Source organism: Marinobacter subterrani, assembly GCF_001045555.1.
Classification (GTDB): Bacteria; Pseudomonadota; Gammaproteobacteria; order Pseudomonadales; family Oleiphilaceae; genus Marinobacter; species Marinobacter subterrani.
In genome coordinates this window covers 1852143-1873180 of the sequence record NZ_LFBU01000001.1, presented here as the reverse complement: position 1 = coordinate 1873180, position 21038 = coordinate 1852143, and the positions used below count along the sequence as shown (strand labels likewise).

Below are 21038 nucleotides of genomic sequence, written 5' to 3'. Positions count from 1 at the left end.
GCAAGGGCAATCAATCAATGGCAGAGGTGGCTGACAAAAGTGGCCACCGGCGGGTGATCGAGAAACGCGTCCGGGCACACCACCATCAGCTCTTTGGCCAAGCCGGGATCGCTCACCGGGATGGCCCTCAGGCTGCCGCTGCGGACTTCCTCCCGCACGCAGGCGGCCAGCACCAGGGAGATGCCGAGGCCCGCTTTGATGGCCTGTTTGACCGCTTCGGTACTGCCCAGTTGCATGGAAACCGTCGGAAAAGGACCCTCGTTGCCAAAGAACTCCGCCAACAGGCGGCCGGTGCCTGTCCCCGGTTCCCCGCCCAGCAGCGTCATACCGGCAAGGGTTTCCCGGTCAATCTCCGGCAGGTCCGCACAGGGGTGTTCGGGCGGTACAATCAGTACCACCGGTTCTCGGCGCCACTCCATGGAGCGGAATCCTGGTTGCGGCAGCCACCATTCCATAACCGCCACATCCAGTTCGCCATTGGACAGCTGGCGGGCGATTGCAGGGTTGGTGTCGATCACCAGGTCAACCGCAGGCGCTGACGGTGAATCCCGGAGGGCGCGAATGCTGGGTTGCAGCATGTAGATGCCAATGTTGGAGCTTGCGCCTACCCGAAGCCCCGAGCCGTGTACGGCCGCCCGGGCCTGCCGGTCGAGCCGAAGCATGCTGTTCGCGAACGGAACCAGCGCCAGTGCGGCCCGGGTGGGCTCGCATCGGGCCTTGCCACGACGGATCAGCATCACCTCGAGCTGCTGTTCCAGTTTCTGGATGTGTTGAGACAGCGTGGGCTGGGCAATACCAAGGTGCTCCGCTGCTACCTGAAAACTCTGGTGCCGGACCAGTGACAAAAAGCTCTTGAGCCAGACCAGGTTCAGCATGAAGCGCCCTCGCAGCCGGCGGGTGAATTGATGGCATCCATCGGGCGCTGGCCGGACAGCGCTTGCAGGATATTGTCGGCAGCGCGGTGTTCGATGGCTAGGCGTACGTCCCGGACCGCCGAGCCGATGTGGGCGGTAAAAAGCGTGTTGGGGTGGGACAGCAGGGCGGGGCTGATCTGCTGTGGCCGGTCGGTTCGGGCCCAGTCCTCCATCTCGAACACATCAGCGGCATAGCCACCAAGTTGCCCGGATACGAGCGCATCTTCCACCGCGTGTTCGTCTACCACGGAGCCGCGGCAGGGATTGATCAGGAAGGCGCCGGGTTTGAGCTGGGCCAGGCGGGTGGCGTTGATGATATGAAGCGTCTGGGTGTTGAGCGCCAGGGCGAGGATTACGATGTCAGAGCGGGACAGCAGGTCGTCGATGCTGGCGCGGGTAACGCCCAGCTCCGCTTCACCTGGTGCACTCAGGGCTTCGGGCTGTGAGTAAAGCAGATTTGCCCCCCAGCCCTGGAAACGACGTGCCACGGCCTGGCCGATGGCACCCATACCTACGATGCCAATGGTGGAGCCTTCCACGCCAAGGCCGTAGAACCTTGGCTGCCAGCCCCGGAATTCGCCGGAGCGGACAAATTCATCCGCTGCGCGGACCCGGCGGGTCAAGCCAACCGTAAGACCGATTGTCAGTTCGGCCGTGGGCACGGTCAGAAGGTCCGGCACAAAGGTCAGCCAGACACCGTGCCGGGTGCAGGCCGTTACATCAAAGTTGTCGAAGCCTTTGAGCGCTGCACCGATGACTTTCAGGTTCGGGCACGCCCGCAGGAAATCCTCGCCGATGGTATCCGGCATGAAGGCCATCATGGCGTCCGCCTTGGCAGCGCTTGCCCGCACGGAGTCCGCCGGCAGGCTGGTGACCGACTGGTTGGTCACCAGCTCGCAGTAGGGCTCCAGTTTTGCCAGTACTTCATCGTATACCCGATGGGTGATGACGACTCTGGGTTTCATTTGCTGTCCTTATTTGAATCGTTTACGGAGGTAACCGCTGATGCTGTCCACCAGGGTCACCATCAGGAGGATGACAATCAGGATGGCGCTGACTTCCTGATACTGCATGATTCGAAGGGAACCCATCAGCTCGAAACCGATGCCGCCAGCGCCCACCATACCCATGACGGTGGAGGCCCGGAAGTTGTATTCCCAGCGGTAAATCGAGACATCCGCGAACTGGGGCAGGACCTGTGGCAACACCGCATGGCAGAGAACCTGCAGCCGGGTTGCGCCGGCGGCGTCGGCCGCTTCCACTGGCGCTTCATCGACATGCTCGATGGCTTCGGCAAAGAACTTCCCCACCATACCTATGGAGTGCAAGCCTAGGGCGAGCACGCCTGGCAAGGCACCGAAGCCGACGGCGGCGACAAAGATGATGCCCATGATTAGCTCCGGCACCGAGCGCAGGCCGTTGAGAAAGGTCCTGGTGACGTGGAATACGACCGGGTGAGGGGAAGTGTTCCGGGCCGCCAGGAAGGCCAGCGGAACCGACGCGGCCACGGCAATGGCAGTGCCGGCAACGCTCATGGCAAGGGTGTCGATCAGCGGCGCCACCCAGTCCGTGATGTTGGTGAAATCCGGCGGCAGGGATTCTCCCAACAGGGTGGCAATGGCAGGTACACCGTTGGCCAGGGTTGTGAAATCGAGCAGCCCCACGTACCAGCTGGCCACAAGAATCACCGCCCCAACCAGGCTCGCCCGCCAGAGTTTTTTCCGCCAGCCCCGGGCGTGATCATCCAGAATGGAGGCTGACGGCACCGGCGACAGTGTCGCCGGGTCCGTCGTGGTCTGAGACATCAGGCTCCTCACATCTTCGCGAAATCAAGATTCAGCAGGCCGCCCATACGGCGGATGACGTCGTAGTCCGAGTCACTGATGGCAGCGAAGCCCTCGGCCTTCAGGCTGCTGAGGATCTCTTTGTCGTCAATACTCAGGAACGCATCACGCACCTTTGCCTTGAGCTCTGGATTCAGGTTGGAGCGCATTGCCCAAGGGTACTGGGGAAACTCACCGCTGTAACCGAGTACCCGAACCTTGCTCCGATCGATCAGGCCGCGATCCATTACATGCTGGAAAATCACCTCGGACAGCCCGCCCGCCTCGGCGTTGCCATTCGCAACGTTCACGGCCACGGCGTCGTGGGAGCCAACAAAATGCGCCTCGTAGTCACGACCAGCCTCCAGCCCCGCGGTTTCCAGCAGCACGGTCTTGGGAATCAGGTGGCTGGACGTCGAGGCCGGGTCGCCGTAAGCCATATTCTTGCCCTTGATATCGGCGTAGGACTCCACGGCGGAATCGGCATTGGCAATGATGACGGAACGGTAGGTGGGTTTGCCGTCCACAATCATGGCCGCGAAAGGCTCGATGTCGCTTTTGCTCTTGGCCATCACATAGGAGAGCGGACCAAAGTAGCCCAGATCAATGCGGCCGAACCGCATGGCTTCAATCATCGAGGAGTAATCGGTGGTCACGATCAGCTCGATTTTCTTGCCGAGGGTGCTTTCCAGGTAGTCTTTCAGGGGCTGGTTGCGTTTGATCAGTGCCGAGGCGTTTTCATCTGGTAGCAGGGCGACCTTCAGCACATCCGGGTCTGGATCGGCCGCCTGGGCATGGGGGGCAAGGCCGGTGATCAGGCACAGTAAGATAAGAGCATTCAGTATCGGTTTCATCGGGCTATCTCCATTTGCTTGGGTTGGGGGGTGATGGCTACAGGGGCGAGCGCAGGTGTTCGGGCCGGGCCGGACGCCGGGTTCGCCTCCTGTTGGTAAATCTCATTCAGGTGTTCCTGCCGCAGATGGGCTGGTGTGTCGTCAAACACAATTCGGGCGTTGGCCAGGCCTACAATTCGGTCAGCAAAGCGCCGGGCATATTCCAGCTGGTGCAGGGAAATAACAGCGGTGATGCCGTCCTCGCGGCAGATGTCCCGGAGCAGGCCCAGTACCCGTGCCGAGGTTGCCGGGTCCAGGCTGGCGACCGGTTCATCAGCCAGAATCATGGATGGCTGCTGGGCCAGGGCGCGAGCAATGCCAACGCGCTGTTGCTGTCCGCCGGAAAGCTGGTCCACCCGGGCTATAGCCTTGTCGGCCAACCCGACCCGTTCCAGGCAATGGTAGGCAAGCTCCAGATCGGCCCTGGGAAGGGGCAGCAGGCTGCGACAGGTGCTGTGATATGCAAGCCGGCCGGTGAGAACATTCTGCAGCGCAGTGTGGCGCTCGATCAGTTGATGGTGCTGGAAAACCATGGCCGTGCGGCTGCGATGCTGTCGCACCGTTCTGCGGTTATCCAGCACACCGAACTCGCTGGAAATAACCTTGCCCGAAGTCGGCCGGACCAGGTGATTGAGCGACCGAAGCAAGGTCGATTTACCGGCCCCGGACAGCCCGAGCAGCACGGTGAATTCGCCTTTGCTGAACTCAATGGTTGTGGGTCGCAATGCCAGGACATTGCCGGGGTAGGTTACCCCCATGCCGTCAATCCGGAGCATGGTGTTGAAGGAGGAAGGAGCGGGTGTCATAAGATCACCTTTTGCAATAAATAAGCGCGCTTGATTGCGACTTACAATGCAAAAGGTAAACCTGGCAGGTGACAGTGCCGTGTCACGGAGGTGACAAGTCAGTGACTTTTGTGTTTCGGTTGGATAGCGATCAGGTAGTGTTGCCGCGGTGCTTACGCCAGCGCACCGGAGGCAGTCCAGTCCAGCGGCGGAAGGCCCGGTAGAAGGTGCTTACTTCTGCAAAGCCCAGTGCCTCGGCGATTTCGGGCAGGGTAGTCGTGGTATCCGCAACCGCGTGAAGGGCTTTTTCACGGCGCACGTCGTCCAGTAGGGCATCGAACGTCTGCTCCTGTTCCTGCAGCCGCCGCGCCAGAGTCCGTTCGCTGATACCTAACGCCTCGGCTGCCTCGGCCCGGCGGGGAAGGGTCGGGCCCAGGCGAGCCATCAGCCACCTCCGTATCTCCGGCACGGAAGCGCTGTTAATGGACAGCGCGGCCAGCCGGGCGGTGGTGTAGCGTTCGTGCACCTGCGCGAGTTCCGGATCTGCCTGGGGCAGGGGCTGGTCCAGAATGGCATTGTCTACCAGCACACCGCTGAACGCCTGCTCGAATTCCACCGGGCAGTTAAACGCGGCCTGGTATCCCGCCAGGGGCCCGAGCCGCGGCTGGCTGAACTGCACCCGTGAAGCCTGCATGCGGGTACCGGTTACCCAACTGGCAAACCCGACCACCGCGGCCAGCACCGCCTCAATCTGATGTGGGCTGAAAGCCAGCTTCCCCTGCCGGGGATGGTAAACCAGCCAGGTTGCGGAATGGCCTGCCAGGATCTGGAAACGCCCGCCGTCGGAGATCAGCCGCTGGAAGCGCTGCCCCATCACAATGGCTTCGCGCAGGGTAGCCGCAGACTGCAGCGCAAAGCCCACACCACTGATGCTCATCGGGGTGAACTCGGCCCCGACTTTCAGGCCAAAACCGGGATCGCCGGTGCAACGCTCTGCCGCGTGCCACAGCCGCGTGATGTCATCAATGGGCCAGCGTTCCCGGGTACCGGCAGCCTCGGGAATACCGGCGGTTGTCAGCAAAGTACCCTCATTCACAGACAGCCTTTGCGCCGCCGCGATAACGGTATTTACCCAGCCGATGGAAACCGTGGCCTCTAATGTCAATTTTGCTGGCCTCTGAAGTCAATTTTAAAGCCATGGTACCGGTATATCTTTAAAGCTGACAACTCATTGCGATCAGGTCGGATGCACTATGGCCAAGGTGATTTCCTCAGATATTCTGGTGGTTGGCGGCGGGCTGGCGGGCATTGTCGCGGCGCTTGAAGGCTTGCGCGCCGGCAAATCCGTGACCCTGGCAGACCGGGATACCGAAGAACGGATGGGCGGCCTGGCGCTGTGGGCTTTTGGCGGCATGATGCTGGTGGGCACGCCACTGCAGAAACGCATGAAGATTGCCGACACACCGGAGATTGCCCTGGGCGACTGGCTCAGCTTTGGCGAGCTGGCCCCCGACGATGAATTGCCCCTGCAGTGGGCCCGGTACTACGTGGAGCATTCCCGTGCAGAGGTTTACGACTGGCTCAGCAACGAAGGCATAAAATTCCTGCCGGCGGTGAACTGGGTTGAGCGTGGCCGCTTTGGCGATGGCAACCGTCTGCCCCGCTACCATGTGGTCTGGGGCACCGCCCGGGAGCTGGTCCGTTGCCTGGTGACGGCGCTGCACCGGGAAAACACCAGCGGCAAACTCACCCTGCTGCACCAGCACCGCATCACCGAACTGGACCACGAAGCGGGCAAAGTGAGTGGCGCCCTGGCCATCAACGAGGCAACCGGGAAGGAAGTCCGCCTGGCCGCTCCGGCCGTGGTGCTGGCCACCGGTGGCATCAACGGCAGCCACAAGGAATGCCGCGCCAACTGGCCGGTTGACCGGCCACAACCCACCCGCATGCTGAACGGTGCGCACCCCTATGCGGACGGCCACATGCACCACTGGGTGGCCAACACTCTCGGGGGCCAGATTACCCACGCCGGCGAAATGTGGAATTACGCGGCGGGCTTCCCGCATCCGTACCCGCACTTTACCGGCCATGGCCTTTCCACCATTCCCTGCAAATCGGCCCTGTGGCTGAACCATCGGGGCGAGCGGATTGGCCCGGAGCCCCTGGTGACCGGTTTCGATACCCACTGGCTGTGCCAGCGGGTGGCAGAACAGGAAAAACCCTGGACCTGGCACCTGCTGAACTGGCGCATTGCCGCCAAGGAATTTGCCATCTCCGGCGCCGAACACAACGCGCGGATTCGGGACAAACAGTTCCCTCAGTTTGTAAAAGAGCTGTTGCTGGGCAACCACGCCCTGGTGCGACAGATGCAGCATGAAAGCCGGGATTTCCTGGTGGCGGATAACCTCGGCGAGCTGGCCGGCAAGATGAACGCGCTGACCTGTTCCCACGACATCAACCCGGGCACGCTCCAGGCCACCGCCGATGCTTTCGATGCCAATTTCGCCAGGGGCACCAGTCTCCATAACGATGCTCAGATCCGGAAGATCCAGCACGCCCGGGAATGGAAGCCGGACCGGCTGCGCACCTGCAAACCCGCGCCGCTGCAGAAACCGGGTTCCGGTCCCTACATCGCTATCCGCATGCAGCTGATTACCCGCAAGAGTCTGGGAGGGCTGCAAACCGATCTTCAGAGCCGCATCCTCAACGCCGGAGGAACGCCTGTTGAAGGCCTGTACTGTGTCGGCGAGGCCGCCGGCTTTGGTGGCGGCGGTGCTAACGGAAAACGCTCCCTGGAAGGCACCTTCCTGCCCGGGTGCATCATGACTGCCCGGGCGTCGGTGCGCTCCATTGTGGCAGGAGGATGACCGCCATGATCGGGACTCTGAAGCCGGGAAGGCACTGCACCCGAAACCAACACACTGCAAGTGAACAAGCTGGAGAACAACAATGACAAACGGCGCACAAGCCCTGATGAAAACCCTGGTGGACGCCGGTGTTGAGGTCTGCTTCAGCAACCCCGGCACCAGTGAGATGCACTTTGTTGCAGCGCTGGATGACGAGCCCAAGATGCGGGCTGTTCTTGCCCTGTTCGAGGGAGTCGCCACCGGCGCCGCCGACGGCTATGCCCGCATGGCCGACAAACCCGCCGTCACCCTGTTGCACCTGGGCTGCGGGCTGGGCAACGGCCTGGCCAACCTGCACAACGCCCGCAAGGGCAAGGTGCCGGTGCTGAACATTGTTGGCGACCACGCCACCTACCACGTCAAATACGATGCCCAGCTGCAATCCGACATCGAGACCGTTGCCCGCAACGTTTCGCCGGGGTTTGTACGCACAGCCAAGAGCACGGAAACCCTGTGCCAGGATGCCGCCGAAGCCATCGCCGCTGCCCGCACGGCGCCCGGGCAGGTCGCGACCCTGATACTGCCGGCCGATGTGTCCTGGGGGGAGGGCGGTGTGCCCAGCGCGCCCCTGGCCCCGCCGACACCAGCACCGGCAGACGATGCCACGGTGGAGGCCATTGCCTCGGCCATCCGCTCCGGCAAGAAAACTGCCTTGCTGATGGGCGGCCATTCCCTGCGTGAGCCCAGCATGCTGGCGGCCGCCAAGCTGGCCGCGCACAGCGGCGTTACCCTGCTGGCGGAAACCTTCCCCACCCGCATGGAGCGGGGCGCCGGCCTGCCTTACATCGAACGCCTGGCCTACCTGGCCGAGCTGGCCACGGTGCAACTGACGGACGTGGAACACCTGGTTCTGGTGGACGCCAAGGCACCGGTTTCCTTCTTTGCCTATCCCGGCAAGAAGAGCTACCTGGTGCCGGATACCTGCCAGGTGCACACGCTGGTGGCGCCCGACCAGGACATCCTGGCCAGCCTGAACAAACTCAACGACGCCGTAGGCGCCAGCCAGGCGCAGCCGAAGTTGCAACCGGCAAAGCGACCGGGCCGGCCCAGAGGCAAGCTGACCGCCGAGAAAGTCTGCAAAGCAGTGGGTGAACTGATGCCCGAGAACGCCATCATCGTGGATGAAGGCATCACCTCCAGCCTGATGCTCTCGGTAATGACCGCCGGCGCGCCCCGCCACGACATGATCACCCTCACCGGCGGCGCCATCGGCCAGGGCCTGCCCAACGCCGTGGGCGCTGCCGTAGCCTGCCCGGACCGGCCGGTCATCGCCCTGATTGGTGATGGCACCGCCATGTACACCATCCAGGCCCTGTGGACCATGGCCCGGGAACAGCTGAACGTAACCTCCATCATCTTCAACAACGCCTCTTACTCCGTGCTCAACATCGAACTGGAGCGGGTGGGCGCGGAAGAGGCCGGTGAGAAAGCCAAATCCCAGCTGGACCTGCGTGGGCCGGTGATCAACTTCGCGGAAATGGCCAACGGCATGGGCGTTCACGCGGTGCGGGTACACTCGGCCGAGGAAATGGCAAAAGCCGTGGAATACGCCCAGAGAATGCCGGGACCACATCTCATTGAGGCCGTGATTCCGGAATCCCTGAGCGGAGTGAAGCGCCGCATACTGCCGTGGATGCTGCGCTCATTGCCCAGTCTGCCGCTGTCGGTCTCCAGGGCGCTGAAGCGCAAGCTGGCGCCCTGAGGCAGATTCAGTCAGACCTGGCCAGGTTCTGGAGCGCGATGGTGTACTCACCCTTACCGGCATCAAATCCAATCCGGTAGGCGGCCGGATACCAGGCAGGGTAGCTGTACCGCTGGGGTTGCTTTACCGGTGAGGTCATTTCCGGAAGCGACTCCAGAAAGGCCAGCGATACCATCGGCTCAACGAACATCAGCTCGCCCTTGTAATAGCCGTAGATGAAGTTGTGGCTGAACGGTTGGCCATGGAACTCATGCCCGGCGGGGTCCAGGCCATGCATTCCCATCCGATCCACGGCCGCATCCGGGGGGATGACATAGCCAGCCGGAACCAGTTGTGGGTCTGGCGCCGTCATGGCCAGCTCACGGCCCTCGCCGTGGAAGGTTATGGCTTCACGCTCACCCCCGCTGATCAGATAGAAATGCACGTCGAAATGGGGAACGTTGTAGACCCCTTCCGGGATATGCCCGGCAGGATTCCAGTCGAGCATCACGTGGTCGTAGCCCGTGCGCGGACCGGTCTCCGGCATGGGTAGTGAAAACTCCCAAACCATCTTTTCGCCCTGAACCGCAGGAAGTCCTTGCAGTGCGTCTTTAGTCATAACGACAGACACAGACTCAGGCTCGTTCATTCCGTTGGTGGCTACCACCACCCGCGCGGTGCCATTACCCACCGCTACGGGCGTGCCGGTATGAAGCGCAGGCTCAGCGGCCTGGGTGGTACCCGCGAAGCTGAGAAATGCCAGCACGCAAAGTGTGCGGGCAGGACAAAACAAACCGACAGAAGGCTTCATGATCTCATTCCTCCATGACAGAGCCGTTCGGCATTATCAAAGGCCATAATGGCCGGGAAGCCATCGCCCTTCGGGCTGACTCCGACGAGATCACAAGTAGCGGGCGGGGTGACAGCAGCAAACACGCAACCGTTGGGCACGCTTGGTCTCACTACCACCAGAACAGGTTTTGGCTGGGTTTGATTAATATATCACCAGTTTCAAAACCGGGAAGTGGTTTTTTGAGCCCACCTGATTTCTATGCCAGAAGCCGCCGCGGGACGAACTGGACGTCAGCGACTATGCTTTTAATTATAGTGCGACCAATCACATACGGAGTGGCGACTTCGATTCGTTCGTAGCCCACCTGCTTCACGAGGTGATCATGACAGATACGGAAAAACGCCCGCTTTACATCCCCTACGCCGGCCCGACCCTGCTGGAGATGCCTTTGCTGAACAAAGGCAGTGCCTTTACCAACCGGGAGCGCATGGATTTCAACCTGATCGGCCTGCTGCCACAGCACGTGGAAACCATCGAGGAGCAGGCCGAGCGGGCCTACAAGCAGTACAAACTGAGCCAGAACGATCTCGACCGCCATATCACCTTGCGGTCGATCCAGGACGACAACGAAACCCTGTTTTTCCGACTGCTCGAAGATCATCTGGAGGAGATGCTCCCGATCATCTACACGCCGACGGTAGGTGATGCCTGCCAGGAGTTCTCCAACATCTATCGCAACCATCGCGGTTTGTTTGTCTCCTACCCGGACCGCGAGCACCTGGATTACCTGCTGCGCAGCGCCACCAAGGAACGGGTCAAAGTGATCGTGGTCACCGATGGTGAGCGCATTCTTGGGTTGGGGGACCAGGGCATCGGCGGCATGGGCATACCCATCGGCAAACTGTCCCTGTACACCGCCTGTGGTGGCATCAGCCCGGCCAATACCCTGCCCATCATGTTGGATGTGGGCACCAACAACCAGGACTTGCTGGATGACCCCATGTACATGGGCTGGCGGCACAAGCGCATCGGCCAGAAAGAATACGACGCCTTCGTGGCCGACTTCCTGGCGGCGGTGAAGCGTCGCTGGCCCAACGTGCTGGTGCAGTTTGAGGACTTCGCGCAAAACAACGCCATGCGGATACTGAACAAGTATCAGGACCAGGCCTGCTGCTTCAACGACGATATCCAGGGTACCGCCTCGGTATGCCTGGCCACGTTGCTGGCCGCCTGCAAAACGAAGAACGAAAAGGTCAGTGATCAGACCGTGGCGTTTTTGGGCGCCGGTTCCGCCGGCTGCGGCATTGCCGAGCAGATCATTGTTGCCATGACCAACGAGGGGTTGTCAGAGCATGAGGCGCGCCAGCGTGTCTACATGATCGACCGGTACGGGCTGCTGACCAACGATCAGGACGGCCTGCAGGATTTCCAGAGAGCATTGGCCCAGGATCCGGAGCGGCTCAAGGACTGGTCAGGCCGGGAACTGATCGATGTGGTCAAACAGGCAAAGCCATCGGTGCTCATTGGTGTCTCCGGCCAACCCGGCCTGTTCACCGAGGACGTGATCAAAACGCTGCACCATGGCTGTGAGCAACCCGTGGTGATGCCCTTATCCAACCCCACCTCCCGGGTGGAGACCACACCCGAGGATATCCTGAAGTGGACCGACGGAAAGGCGCTGGTGGCTGCCGGTAGCCCCTTCAAGCCGGTGGAACTCAATGGCAAAACCTACCCCATCGCCCAGTGCAACAACGCCTACATCTTTCCCGGCGTTGGCCTGGGTGTGGTGGCGGTCGGCGCCTCCCGGGTAACGGACACCATGCTCACAGCCGCCTCCAACGCCCTGGCAAAGCGGGCCCCGATCGTGCAGGGCACCGGGGATCGGCTGTTGCCGGAATTGGGCGGTATCCAGGAAATCAGCCGCGCCATCGCCTTCGATGTGGCCTGGCAGGCCCAGGAGGAGGGTGTCGCTCTGAGATCTGATGAAGAGACCATCCGCCAATCCATCGAACGCAATTTCTGGCGACCGCGCTACCGGCGTTACCTGCGGCGCGCCATCTGACGGCTGGACCTCCTCTTGAAGCTAGGGAGAGCCGTCACCCAATGCATACCCGGCAGCCAGCGCTTCCGCAATGTACTGGTAGCCCCGCTGGCCGGGGTGATAACCATCACGGGCCAGAAGCTCAGGGTCGGTGACCACCGGGTAGTTCACGTAGCGGAAGTCTTCGGGAAACTGCTTTGCCACGCGGATATAGAGGTTATCCAGCTGCCGGGCCCGCCAACCCAACACGTACCGAAGTGGCGAAGGCAGCGCCGTGAACAGATGCATGGGCGGCACGTTGAGCAGCAGCATGGGCCCCGAGTGCCGCGGTGCGAGCAATTGGCGCAATTCCCGCAATTGCCTGCGGAAACGAAAACGGGGTGTGAACCCCGTGGTGTCGTTCACCCCCATGCTCAACAGCACTACATCCGCCTCTGGCAATTCGGTGGTTTCCAGCTCTCGAACCAAGGCACCAAGCCGAATGCCGTTGATCCCGAAGGTGTGCCAGGCAATGGTCTGCCCGGTGCGCTCGTGAATCTGCCGTGCCAACTGGCTGGCCAGACCCTGATTGTGGGTTTCAACACCGACACCGGCCGCCGTGGACTCGCCAATCACCAGGATTCGCCTGGCGGGGGCGCCTTCACCGTATTGACCGTACGGCGAGCCCTCGGCCTCTGGCAGCCTGGGCGTTGTGCGGCGAGCCCGCTTGCCCTGGTACAGAAGTACCGGGAAGAGCAGGGCGGTGGTCAGCCAGAAAGGGAGGTGCATCGGGAGGCTCCGGTCTTATCGACAGTTTAGTGAGCGACTGACTTGGAAAACAGATTGATCACCGCAACGCCGGTGATGATAAGCACCATACCAATCACGCTGGCAGCATCCAGACTCTGCCCGTAAATCAGCCAGCCGATAAGCGCCACCAACACAACCCCAAGCCCCGCCCAAATGGCATAGGCCACGCCCACCGGGATTTCCTTCAGTGTGATCGAGAGGAAGTAAAACGCAACGGCATAGCCTGCAATTACCAGCAGGCTGGGCCAGAGTTTGGTAAACCCTTCACTGGCTTTCAGCCCGCTGGTTGCCACCACCTCTGCCACAATGGCAATGCCCAGAAATAACCAACTTTTCACAGTGAATCTCCAGTACCGTGCGAATTTGGGGCCAGACAATACCAGCCCACAACGCCGCCGGACAGGGTGGCTGTGGAAGCCACGAAGACGGCGAGGACTATTACTGACGCCTCGAACGTTCCGGGGGGCACGAAAAATGGCCACGGTGATCACGAACTGATGATAGCCCTGTAGGTTTTATGATTTTTCAAATTAATCAGTTGGTTAGGTTTTCCTGGAAGAGACGGGATATTAGTCTCTATGATCATTTCTGCTTGGAGCCAAAGAGCTGAAAACCACTCGAAGTTATTGACCTGAAGGGATTTTCTGCCTAGCTTTTGAGGACTGTTGAATTGAGATATGAGTCGTGGGAGAAGTGATTGTTGGGACTCATATACAAATGTTAATTGTAATATGACCTCACGTAAAATCATGTTAAGTACCGCTAAGGATTAAAGTGCATTTCGTAATAATTGGTATATCAATAGGATTATTGCTGGCTGCTATTCTGAGTCTCGTTGGAGGGCATTATATTTCATTTCTACTTCAGTTAGTTCCAGCAATATTTCTAGTGATCGCCAAATATTTTCCAGATAATTTTCTAATTAAAAGCTTGGGGAGCACTGTTAGTCCTACGCCTCGAGAAGGTATGCTAATAAGCAGGATAATGTTAGAGCAATCGCTATTCTATGCGAAAATAGCGATTATTCTTGTCTCTTTATTTCTTCTCTATCAAAATTCAGGGATAGAAATCGATATGAACAATGCAAGTCATCCAATTGTACTATTTTTATATTTAATGCCATTAAGTACGTTGTGTGTTGTTTGTATTTCGCTCTATTACGCTTTAAGATTTATATATATCAAGGCATTTAAAAGAGATGCCGTTTTGTCTACAAGAAACAATTGACAAGTGCAGGCACGGCGACGCCCACTACATTGCGCCTTCGGCTCCATTCCGTGGGCGCGCATGTTGCCAGCGTTATGTGCTTAAGGAGGAGCAATTTTGAAGATCACGGATTTGCCTTTTGGGGTTACTGATTGGTCGGAGGTTGAGAAGACCGAGCACTTCGGGGAAGAGGGTGTGGCTTACTGGAAAACTCGGAACTTCGGCGATATCCGAGTGCGGATGGTTGAGTACAGCCCAGGCTATGTCGCCGATCATTGGTGTGCCAAGGGGCACATACTTCTCTGTCTAGAAGGCGAGCTTCATACTGAACTGGAAGACGGCCGGCGTTTCGTGCTCAGTCCCGGTTCGAGCTATCAGGTCGCAGATAATGCGGAGCTTCACCGTTCTTCGACGGAGCAAGGAGCCAAGTTATTCGTTGTCGACTAAATCCACATAACAAGGCCATTAAGGTTGTTCCGGGCCGATGGGCCTCCACCGGACGCCCTTGTCAGGCCGCCGCTTATGGCTGGCGTGTGTGCCGGGCATGGCACAGAACTAGGGAGCGGAGCGCCGCCCGGGTGAAAGTCCTCCTGCCAGGTGTTCGCAGAGCCGAAGGCTAGGAGAAGGGCAAGGGCGTCATCGCGAGGTGGGGTCTCCGGGGCGCCGGCCGGAAGTAAGCCCAATCCAAAGCGGCGGGGCGACGAACAGGAACCCGATATGAGGTGTGGTACATCCGGGGCGAGCGGGCACGTGACCGCGAAGCCCTCCTTCTGCGACCGGGATGTGCTTTATAAATCGGGCGTTCACGCCGTGAAAGCTCTGTGCCTTACCCCGGGAGGTCTGCCATGTGTGGACGGACCCACTGAGAGACGAGCGATCGCCTCTGATCGCGTGGCAGAAATCAGCAGAGGGCATAGTAGGTTCGCCCGTGAACCGAAGGCCCGAACAGAGACAGGAGTCGAGTGTCCGTGCAGGGAAACGGGATGGCATCCGCAAAGCAGCTTGCGCTGCCCCTGGTAAAGCCAGGGGATGAACCCGTTGCCGGAAAGCGGGAGAACTCGCACTCCGTTCAACCCTCACCGTGGATGGCGCGTGTATTGAGCAGGGACAACCTCAATCGCGCCCTGAAACAGGTTCGACGTAACAAGGGAGCGCCGGGCATCGACGGCATGAACGTGGATGGATTGCCGGATTATCTGCGCCAACACTGGCCGGAGATCCGGCAGCAGTTGCTCCAGCAGACCTACCGACCCAAACCGGTCCGGCGGGTCACCATCCCCAAAGCCAACGGCGGTTCCCGCCCTCTGGGTATCCCGACGGTGGTGGATCTGGACCTGGAAGCCTTCTTTGACCGGGTAAACCATGATCGCCTGATGACACGGCTGAAACGGCACACGCCGGACAGGCCGCTGCTCAGGTTGATCAACCGGTACCTGAAAGCAGGCGTCCAGATCGACCATCACAAAGAGCCCACACTCGAAGGCGTACCGCAGGGTGGGCCACTGTCTCCGGTGTTGGCGAGTGTGGTTCTGGATGAACTGGATTGGGAGCTGGAACGGCGCAACCTGCACTTTGCCCGCTACGCGGATGACTGCCAGATCCACGTTGGCAGTTGCCGTGCAGGAGAGCGGGTGATGGTGAGTCTGACGCGCTTTATCGAGGACTCGCTGAGGCTCACAGTGAATACACGAAAGAGCGCGGTGGACCGGCCCTGGAAGCGTAGCTTCCTGGGCTTCACCCTCAGCCGGAAAGGGCAGCGCTTGAAGGTGGCTAGCAAAGCCATCACGAAGCTGAAAACCCAGATCCGGATACTGAGCCGCCGAACACGGGGCCACTCACTGGCCCGGGTGATCGCAGATCTGAAAGAGACCCTGCTTGGTTGGAAAGCGTACTTCGACGAAGCCGAAGAACTGAGCCCGCTGCGGGACCTGGACAAGTGGATACGGCGGAGAATGAGAAGTTACGTGTGGAAGCAATGGGGTCGAAGGGGGTATCGTGAGCTCAGAAAGCGGGGTGTCTCGGTCCGATTGGCCTGGAACACCGCCAAATCGGCCCACGGCCCGTGGCGGCTGAGTCATTCGCCGGCACTGCGGCACGCCTTACCGGCCCGGTTGTTCCGGAGCTATGGACTGCCGGAATTGGCAGTACGGTAACAGGTTGAATCAAGTCACTGAATCGCCGTGGTACGTGATCCGTATGCCCGGTGATGTGGGAGGAGGGGCATCGTGAGGTGCCTCCCTATCCCGATTATGCTTTCATTTCCAGGTCATGTTGACAAGCGTCACGTGACACAATACACTCCTCCTCATGATCAAATCCTTCGCTGACAAACGAACCCAAGAACTCTACTCTAAGGGAAAGTCAAAGAAATTTCCTGCGGATGTTACACCGAGAGCCGCTAGAAAACTTGAATACGTGGATCTGGCCGTACAGCTTGAGGATTTGAAAGTGCCGCCCGGCAATCGCCTTCACCCACTGTCCGGAAACAGGCAGGGGCAGCACGCAATTTCAATAAATGATCAGTGGCGTATCTGTTTTCGTTTTGAAGACGGCGATGCGTATGAAGTCGAAGTGTGTGACTACCACTGAGTGAGGTGATGACTATGGCTATTCTTAATACTGCCGGTATGCAGCGCAAACCGACTCATCCTGGCGAAATGCTGAGGGAGGATTTTATTCCGGACTATGGCCTGACTGTTTCGGGGTTGGCTGAGTCTCTGGGTGTCTCTCGCCAGTCAGTTAATGAATTACTGCGCGAGCGTCGTGCTGTCAGTCCTGAAATGGCGCTTAGGCTTGCACGTTTGTTTGGTAATTCGCCGGAATTCTGGCTGAATGCGCAGCGATCTGTTGATCTTTGGACGGCCGCTCAGTCGGTCAAGGAAGAAGTGGATCGGATCAAGCCGCTACATGTTGCATAACTCATATGAGCCTTCTCGGAATCAATAGGCAATAGTCATTTTTTTGGCCGCGCCAGCGGCCAACCTAAACCCATGAGCGAGAACGCCTGCTTCGTCAGTCTCGCGGGGCTGTCAGGCACTCACAGCAAACACATATAGGGGCTCTCTTACGTGGCTTTAGACCACGGCCTGACCAGTCGTTCCTTCGGTTGGTCAGGGGCACCAGACATTCATCAGTTAACCGGTCACTGGCACTATTCAAGGTGTCGGGCTGCATAGCTCCAGTTAGTTCCAGGCTCAGGACCGGTGTAAGCGCACTGGCTCATGGTATTAAGGCACGCCCACGGGGTGGCTAATCAAAGCGACTGGCTTCAACGGCAGTGATAGAAGGCCGGTTTGGCATCGAGTACCAGTCAGCGGACTCCCGGCTTTCGGTCATCATCCTGTTTGATCCAGTTAGACGTCATGCTCACCCCGTGGCGTGACTAACCCTTCAGGAATCGTTGTTCATCGAAGACCCTCTGATGCTTGAGCATGAAGTAGGCGGCCCGGCCCAGCTTGTGGGCCAGCGCGGACAGCGCCTTGGGCTTGTTCATTCGTTTCTGGAGTTTCTGTAGGTAGCGCTGGGCTTTGTCATTACCTCGCAGGTACAGCACGGCGGCTTCCGAGAACGCCCACTTCAGATGGGCGTTGCCGATCTTGTTGCCCTGAGTGCCGCAGACTTTGCCGGCAGATTCGGCTTTGCACTTGATGAGCCGGGCGTAAGAAGCAAACTTCTGCACTGTCTCAAATCGTTGGATATCGCCGATTTCGTAGAGCATCGTCAGGGTGAGGATGCGGCCCACACCGGGAATGATCCGCAACACGCTCAGGGAGGCAGGATCGTGTTGTTTGGCCTGTCGCTCCAGATGCTCTTCCAGCTTGCTGAGTGCACGGTGATAGCACTCGATGATGGCCAGGTCGAGATCGATGTTGTGTTGGACATCCCGGTCGGCAAACGTCGCCCGGACCTGTTCCCGGGCACCGATATTCTTCAGGTTGGCCTTGTTGGGCAGCAGATTGTATTGGCTGGTGGTATTCACCACATGGGCTTTGAGCATGGCCCCGTGCTGGACGATGCGGGTACGCCGGCGTAGCAAGTCGCGTGTGGCCCGCATCTCTTTGGGATAGGTATACGCTAGAGGGAAGTTGCCGCCTTTCATGAGCATGGCGATCTTGAAAGAATCGATGCGGTCGCTCTTGGTTTTGCCGCCGTGAATGGCTTTCATGTACAGGGCGTGGCCCAGGATAAAATGGATGCCGTGTTCTTCACACAGATCCGAGATCCAGTACCAGCAGTGCATGCATTCGACACCGATCACCAGATCATCACGAAACGGTTCAAGCAGGGCCAGTAGCGGTTCCGGGCGGGCTTTGATTTCCTTGTGCAGCAACACTTCACCCTGCTCGTCGATGATGCAGACATACAGGCTGCGGGCGTGCAGATCGATTCCACAATAATAACGGTGAGTGCTATGGTAAAAGTTCATGAGTCTTCTCCCTTGTAGTGCTTGGTCGCCTTCCAGCTTAGCGGGCAACCGCGAGGCTGGGGAGAAGGCTCAATCAGTATCAAGTGCGCCAACGGGACCGTTTTGTTCCGCTGTCGCTCCACAAATCGGCCCGTTACGCCAGCGTTAACTGCTCAAGGAGGGGGCATGAATTTTGGTATTTTAGTGTTTGATGGCGTGGAGGAGCTCTGAGGTGGACCCCATCAGTTGGACAGCCTGAAGGTACTGGCTTACCTTGAAAAGCTGGTAGTGCATCGACACACCCCAGTTCCGATTCGTCAGTTCCCGGATACGTTGCTTGAACTTGCGTAGCGTGTCCGGGTGCCAATGGATCTGGGTTCCCTTGAAGGTGAAGCCCAGGAACTTGCTGTCATTGGTTCTGACCACCCGGCTCTTGCATCATTTACGGTGGCCGTTAGATCACGTGGCTTTGTCGTCTGGTGCCAACTCGCCTTCAGCCTACGCCTCGTATGATGTTCTTGTTCATCAGCTCGCAGTTTTGCTAGCGGCTTCCTCCAGACCTTTCCTCGCGGATCGGCCCTTGCCATTCGCTAGTGGTTAGCGTTCAATCGGGTAAAACCGGCTGAACGGTGATCTTCCCACAGGGGACGTTCACCCCATTAGTTCATGCCCATGCTGGGCGTACACCAGGCAAGTCACGGCGACAGTTACTGCATTGCGGCTCCGCCTCCATTCCGTAACCGCGCGTGGTTAGCGGCGTTAAGCAAGCAAATGAGCATTTGCATATGAAGCAGTACATGGTGATAGAACGCTTCAAGCCGGGGTGCGTCGGGGATGTGTATGAACGGCTCGGCGCTCAAGGGAGGATGTTGCCACAGGGGCTTCATTACGTGAACTCATGGGTTAACAAGGAGCTCGGCGTATGCTATCAGCTTATGGAAACCTCCGATTTCGAACTCTTTAGCCAGTGGACGAGCCAGTGGGAAGACCTAACCAAATTCGAAATAGTGCCTATAGATAGTTCTTCGCAGGAATGAAGCCATGTTTAACAAAGAGCATCAATTCGCTACGGCTTTCCCCGGACTCGCTACTGCGTCGCTCGCCGTTGGGCATGACCAACACTCACAATGGTTTTAAGCACCCGGATATAGCACCCAGTCACCCAATTTCTGAGCATGTCCTTTATAAAATAACCAGATCGGAGCGGCAATGTCAGTTGTAATACGAGAAGCAAATAAAGATGACTCAGGTTTAATTCTCAGGTTTGTTAAAGAATTAGCAAAATATCAGAACTCTGAAAATGAAGTCCTCGCTACTGAGTCGTCTATTGAGAATTCGATCTTTGCTAAAGATTCTCCTACAAAAGCTGTTATTTGTGAGAAAAAAGGTGAGCCAATTGGTTTTGCTGTTTATTTTTTCAATTATTCAACCTGGTTAGGAAGGCATGGTCTCTACCTTGAAGATGTGTATGTCACTCGTACGGAGCGAGGTACGGGGGCAGGAAAGTGCATTCTAAAATATTTGGCTAAGATTGCTTTGGATAATCAGTGTGGAAGGCTTGAATGGAGTGTTCTTGAATGGAACGAAATTGCTATTGAATTTTATAAATCACTTGGTGCTAAACCCAAAAGTGAATGGATTGGCTATCAGTTAACTGGTCCCGAGTTACTTTCTTTGGCTGAGAGCTGAAGCTAAATGGTTCAGGTGGTCGGAGTTTCCATGACTCCGGAGTGCATCTGTTTCGCCACGAGGTGGTCCGGTAACTCCGGTATCATTTCCTTGAGTAAACCGACCAACCGATTGTTCGCCCATTTCTGCTTGTACACCAGTCCAAAACGATAGTGAAAGGCCGGCTTGAACGGCTTTATCAGAAGGTCATTGCGGGCCGCCTGGTGGTCGTAAGCTGTAATGGGGTTGATCAGGGTGATGCCGACCCCGTTTGCGACCAGTGAGCAAATGGCAGCGATGTTGGCTTCGGTTTTACCGGCAATGCGAATGTTCTTCTCCGACAGGTGCAGCAGGAGCTGGTCGGCTGCCAGGTTGGGCTGGTTGGGTATGACCAGATGCTGGCCTTTCAGGTCCTCTGCTGTGATCATTTCGGCTTTGGCCAGGCTGTGGTTTTTGGGCATCAGGCACACGGCTTCGGTTGAGATCAACTCGTCAACCGCCAACACCTGACTGGTAACCGGAAGGGTGACAAATCCGACATCGAAATAACCCGCTTCAACCGCCCGCACCACTTCCGGGCTGGGCATGATGTCCAGATAGATGCTGTATTTAGGGTTGTCACTCAGGATGCGGGCGATGGTTTTGGGGACATAGGCAAAACCCAGAGCCGGTGCCGAGGCGATGCGGATGCGCGAAGCGCCAAATTCTCGCAGTGACACAATGCTGTGCTTCATGTTCTCCAGGTTGCTCAGCAAACCAAGAATCTCACCATAGAGCTCATCGGCCTCCGGCAGAGCGACTAGCCGCTTCTTGTGCCGCATGAACAGCGGAATTCCAATATTTTCTTCCAACTGCGCCAGAGATCGACTGACGCCGGACTGGGTAATGCCTAAATCCTTGGCGGTCCGTGTGGCGGTGCCGGTCTCATAAAGCGTTTTAAAAATGAGCAAAGATTTCAGAGAGTTAAGATTTATGTCGCTCATAGTGGCTGGTCCCGAGCGGTGTTTTTTTGGCCCAAAACATGAGTATAAATCATCAAATAATGAATAAACATTATGCATTGAAATTAAGTTATAGCTGTTCTTTAATGAAAACAGATTAAAAAAACACCGATTTTTCAAGGGCCGTTGATGC

At 58.1% G+C, this 21038-nt stretch carries 21 protein-coding genes; 9 read left to right on the top strand and 12 right to left on the bottom strand.

The features are described 5' to 3' along the window. Positions 1 to 14 precede the first annotated feature (14 nt). The 6 genes from msub_RS08820 to msub_RS08795 all read right to left on the bottom strand — a co-directional run bounded on the left by msub_RS08820 (position 15) and on the right by msub_RS08795 (position 5580). Entirely contained in the window at positions 15 to 875 is an 861-nt protein-coding gene (locus msub_RS08820) for a LysR family transcriptional regulator (protein WP_048495664.1), read from the bottom strand. Next, positions 869 to 1879 (bottom strand): phosphonate dehydrogenase, encoded by a 1011-nt coding sequence (locus msub_RS08815; protein WP_048495663.1) that lies wholly within the window; start codon positions 1877 to 1879, stop codon positions 869 to 871. The genes msub_RS08820 and msub_RS08815 overlap by 7 nt, the downstream gene beginning before the upstream one ends. Before the next feature lie 9 nt (positions 1880 to 1888). Beyond that, positions 1889 to 2719: a phosphonate ABC transporter, permease protein PhnE gene (phnE, locus tag msub_RS08810; RefSeq protein WP_048495662.1), complete on the bottom strand. Its 831-nt coding sequence runs from the start codon at positions 2717 to 2719 to the stop codon at positions 1889 to 1891. Between the two features lie 8 nt (positions 2720 to 2727). Then, positions 2728 to 3591 (bottom strand): phosphate/phosphite/phosphonate ABC transporter substrate-binding protein, encoded by an 864-nt coding sequence (gene phnD, locus msub_RS08805; RefSeq protein ID WP_048495661.1) that lies wholly within the window; start codon positions 3589 to 3591, stop codon positions 2728 to 2730. After that, on the bottom strand, positions 3588 to 4436 hold the full coding sequence (phnC, locus tag msub_RS08800) for a phosphonate ABC transporter ATP-binding protein (RefSeq protein ID WP_048495660.1): 849 nt from the start codon (positions 4434 to 4436) through the stop codon (positions 3588 to 3590). Before phnC ends, phnD begins: the two co-directional genes overlap by 4 nt. A gap of 130 nt (positions 4437 to 4566) precedes the next feature. Beyond that, positions 4567 to 5580 carry an AraC family transcriptional regulator gene (locus msub_RS08795; RefSeq protein ID WP_048495659.1) on the bottom strand — a complete coding sequence of 338 codons (1014 nt, stop codon included), beginning with the start codon at positions 5578 to 5580 and terminating at the stop codon, positions 4567 to 4569. An 88-nt stretch (positions 5581 to 5668) separates the two neighbouring features. Between msub_RS08795 and msub_RS08790 the strand changes: the two genes are divergently transcribed. Beyond that, entirely contained in the window at positions 5669 to 7282 is a 1614-nt protein-coding gene (locus msub_RS08790) for an FAD-dependent oxidoreductase (protein WP_048495658.1), read from the top strand. A gap of 82 nt (positions 7283 to 7364) precedes the next feature. Then, entirely contained in the window at positions 7365 to 9023 is a 1659-nt protein-coding gene (locus msub_RS08785; RefSeq protein WP_048495657.1) for an acetolactate synthase large subunit, read from the top strand. Between the two features lie 7 nt (positions 9024 to 9030). Here the strand turns inward: msub_RS08785 and msub_RS08780 are convergent, their stop codons facing one another. After that, positions 9031 to 9813, bottom strand: coding sequence for a DUF5602 domain-containing protein (locus msub_RS08780; RefSeq protein WP_048495656.1), 783 nt, complete (start codon positions 9811 to 9813; stop codon positions 9031 to 9033). Positions 9814 to 10177: 364 nt separating this feature from the next. On the opposite strand from msub_RS08780, the gene msub_RS08775 reads away from it, so the two are divergent. After that, the gene (locus tag msub_RS08775; protein WP_048495655.1) at positions 10178 to 11857 is read left to right on the top strand and encodes an NAD-dependent malic enzyme; all 1680 of its coding nucleotides are present in this window, start codon (positions 10178 to 10180) and stop codon (positions 11855 to 11857) included. A 21-nt stretch (positions 11858 to 11878) separates the two neighbouring features. Here msub_RS08775 and msub_RS08770 read toward each other — a convergent pair whose 3' ends face one another. Continuing rightward, positions 11879 to 12604, bottom strand: a complete 726-nt coding sequence (locus tag msub_RS08770) for an SGNH/GDSL hydrolase family protein (RefSeq protein ID WP_048495654.1) — start codon at positions 12602 to 12604, stop codon at positions 11879 to 11881. A 26-nt stretch (positions 12605 to 12630) separates the two neighbouring features. Then, the gene (locus msub_RS08765; RefSeq protein WP_082146441.1) at positions 12631 to 13002 is read right to left on the bottom strand and encodes a DMT family transporter; all 372 of its coding nucleotides are present in this window, start codon (positions 13000 to 13002) and stop codon (positions 12631 to 12633) included. Between the two features lie 946 nt (positions 13003 to 13948). Between msub_RS08765 and msub_RS08760 the strand changes: the two genes are divergently transcribed. The 4 genes from msub_RS08760 to msub_RS08750 all read left to right on the top strand — a co-directional run bounded on the left by msub_RS08760 (position 13949) and on the right by msub_RS08750 (position 16749). Then, the gene (locus msub_RS08760; protein ID WP_048495652.1) at positions 13949 to 14278 is read left to right on the top strand and encodes a DHCW motif cupin fold protein; all 330 of its coding nucleotides are present in this window, start codon (positions 13949 to 13951) and stop codon (positions 14276 to 14278) included. A 536-nt stretch (positions 14279 to 14814) separates the two neighbouring features. Then, positions 14815 to 15984, top strand: coding sequence for a reverse transcriptase domain-containing protein (locus msub_RS08755; RefSeq protein ID WP_048495651.1), 1170 nt, complete (start codon positions 14815 to 14817; stop codon positions 15982 to 15984). Positions 15985 to 16138: 154 nt separating this feature from the next. Continuing rightward, positions 16139 to 16420 carry a type II toxin-antitoxin system RelE/ParE family toxin gene (locus msub_RS21055; RefSeq protein ID WP_082146440.1) on the top strand — a complete coding sequence of 94 codons (282 nt, stop codon included), beginning with the start codon at positions 16139 to 16141 and terminating at the stop codon, positions 16418 to 16420. A 14-nt stretch (positions 16421 to 16434) separates the two neighbouring features. Further along, positions 16435 to 16749: a HigA family addiction module antitoxin gene (locus tag msub_RS08750; RefSeq protein ID WP_048495650.1), complete on the top strand. Its 315-nt coding sequence runs from the start codon at positions 16435 to 16437 to the stop codon at positions 16747 to 16749. Positions 16750 to 17213: 464 nt separating this feature from the next. Here the strand turns inward: msub_RS08750 and msub_RS08745 are convergent, their stop codons facing one another. Both msub_RS08745 and msub_RS08740 read right to left on the bottom strand, forming a co-directional pair. Then, on the bottom strand, positions 17214 to 18257 hold the full coding sequence (locus msub_RS08745; RefSeq protein WP_048495649.1) for an IS110 family RNA-guided transposase: 1044 nt from the start codon (positions 18255 to 18257) through the stop codon (positions 17214 to 17216). Positions 18258 to 18437: 180 nt separating this feature from the next. Next, positions 18438 to 18662: a hypothetical protein gene (locus msub_RS08740; RefSeq protein WP_048495648.1), complete on the bottom strand. Its 225-nt coding sequence runs from the start codon at positions 18660 to 18662 to the stop codon at positions 18438 to 18440. Positions 18663 to 19021: 359 nt separating this feature from the next. On the opposite strand from msub_RS08740, the gene msub_RS08735 reads away from it, so the two are divergent. Both msub_RS08735 and msub_RS21050 read left to right on the top strand, forming a co-directional pair. Further along, complete coding sequence (locus msub_RS08735; protein WP_048495647.1) at positions 19022 to 19273, top strand: DUF3303 domain-containing protein; 252 nt, start codon at positions 19022 to 19024, stop codon at positions 19271 to 19273. A 172-nt stretch (positions 19274 to 19445) separates the two neighbouring features. Further along, positions 19446 to 19925, top strand: coding sequence for a GNAT family N-acetyltransferase (locus tag msub_RS21050; protein ID WP_082146439.1), 480 nt, complete (start codon positions 19446 to 19448; stop codon positions 19923 to 19925). Between the two features lie 11 nt (positions 19926 to 19936). Here msub_RS21050 and msub_RS08730 read toward each other — a convergent pair whose 3' ends face one another. After that, a complete protein-coding gene (locus msub_RS08730; RefSeq protein ID WP_227506678.1) occupies positions 19937 to 21025 on the bottom strand; it encodes a LysR family transcriptional regulator in 1089 nt (362 codons plus the stop codon). Between the last annotated feature and the right edge of the window lie 13 nt (positions 21026 to 21038).

What these genes read in the sequence shown, in the direction of transcription:
- phnE (WP_048495662.1), bottom strand. Translation starts at nt 2,719, where the DNA reads ATGTCTCAGACCACGACGGACCCGGCGACACTGTCGCCGGTGCCGTCA.
- msub_RS08770 (WP_048495654.1), bottom strand. Translation starts at nt 12,604, where the DNA reads ATGCACCTCCCTTTCTGGCTGACCACCGCCCTGCTCTTCCCGGTACTT.
- msub_RS08750 (WP_048495650.1), top strand. Translation starts at nt 16,435, where the DNA reads ATGGCTATTCTTAATACTGCCGGTATGCAGCGCAAACCGACTCATCCT.
- phnD (WP_048495661.1), bottom strand. Translation starts at nt 3,591, where the DNA reads ATGAAACCGATACTGAATGCTCTTATCTTACTGTGCCTGATCACCGGC.
- msub_RS08735 (WP_048495647.1), top strand. Translation starts at nt 19,022, where the DNA reads ATGAAGCAGTACATGGTGATAGAACGCTTCAAGCCGGGGTGCGTCGGG.
- msub_RS08755 (WP_048495651.1), top strand. Translation starts at nt 14,815, where the DNA reads ATGGCATCCGCAAAGCAGCTTGCGCTGCCCCTGGTAAAGCCAGGGGAT.
- msub_RS08815 (WP_048495663.1), bottom strand. Translation starts at nt 1,879, where the DNA reads ATGAAACCCAGAGTCGTCATCACCCATCGGGTATACGATGAAGTACTG.
- msub_RS08780 (WP_048495656.1), bottom strand. Translation starts at nt 9,813, where the DNA reads ATGAAGCCTTCTGTCGGTTTGTTTTGTCCTGCCCGCACACTTTGCGTG.
- msub_RS08790 (WP_048495658.1), top strand. Translation starts at nt 5,669, where the DNA reads ATGGCCAAGGTGATTTCCTCAGATATTCTGGTGGTTGGCGGCGGGCTG.
- msub_RS08745 (WP_048495649.1), bottom strand. Translation starts at nt 18,257, where the DNA reads ATGAACTTTTACCATAGCACTCACCGTTATTATTGTGGAATCGATCTG.
- phnC (WP_048495660.1), bottom strand. Translation starts at nt 4,436, where the DNA reads ATGACACCCGCTCCTTCCTCCTTCAACACCATGCTCCGGATTGACGGC.
- msub_RS08785 (WP_048495657.1), top strand. Translation starts at nt 7,365, where the DNA reads ATGACAAACGGCGCACAAGCCCTGATGAAAACCCTGGTGGACGCCGGT.
- msub_RS21055 (WP_082146440.1), top strand. Translation starts at nt 16,139, where the DNA reads ATGATCAAATCCTTCGCTGACAAACGAACCCAAGAACTCTACTCTAAG.
- msub_RS08820 (WP_048495664.1), bottom strand. Translation starts at nt 875, where the DNA reads ATGCTGAACCTGGTCTGGCTCAAGAGCTTTTTGTCACTGGTCCGGCAC.
- msub_RS08775 (WP_048495655.1), top strand. Translation starts at nt 10,178, where the DNA reads ATGACAGATACGGAAAAACGCCCGCTTTACATCCCCTACGCCGGCCCG.
- msub_RS21050 (WP_082146439.1), top strand. Translation starts at nt 19,446, where the DNA reads ATGTCAGTTGTAATACGAGAAGCAAATAAAGATGACTCAGGTTTAATT.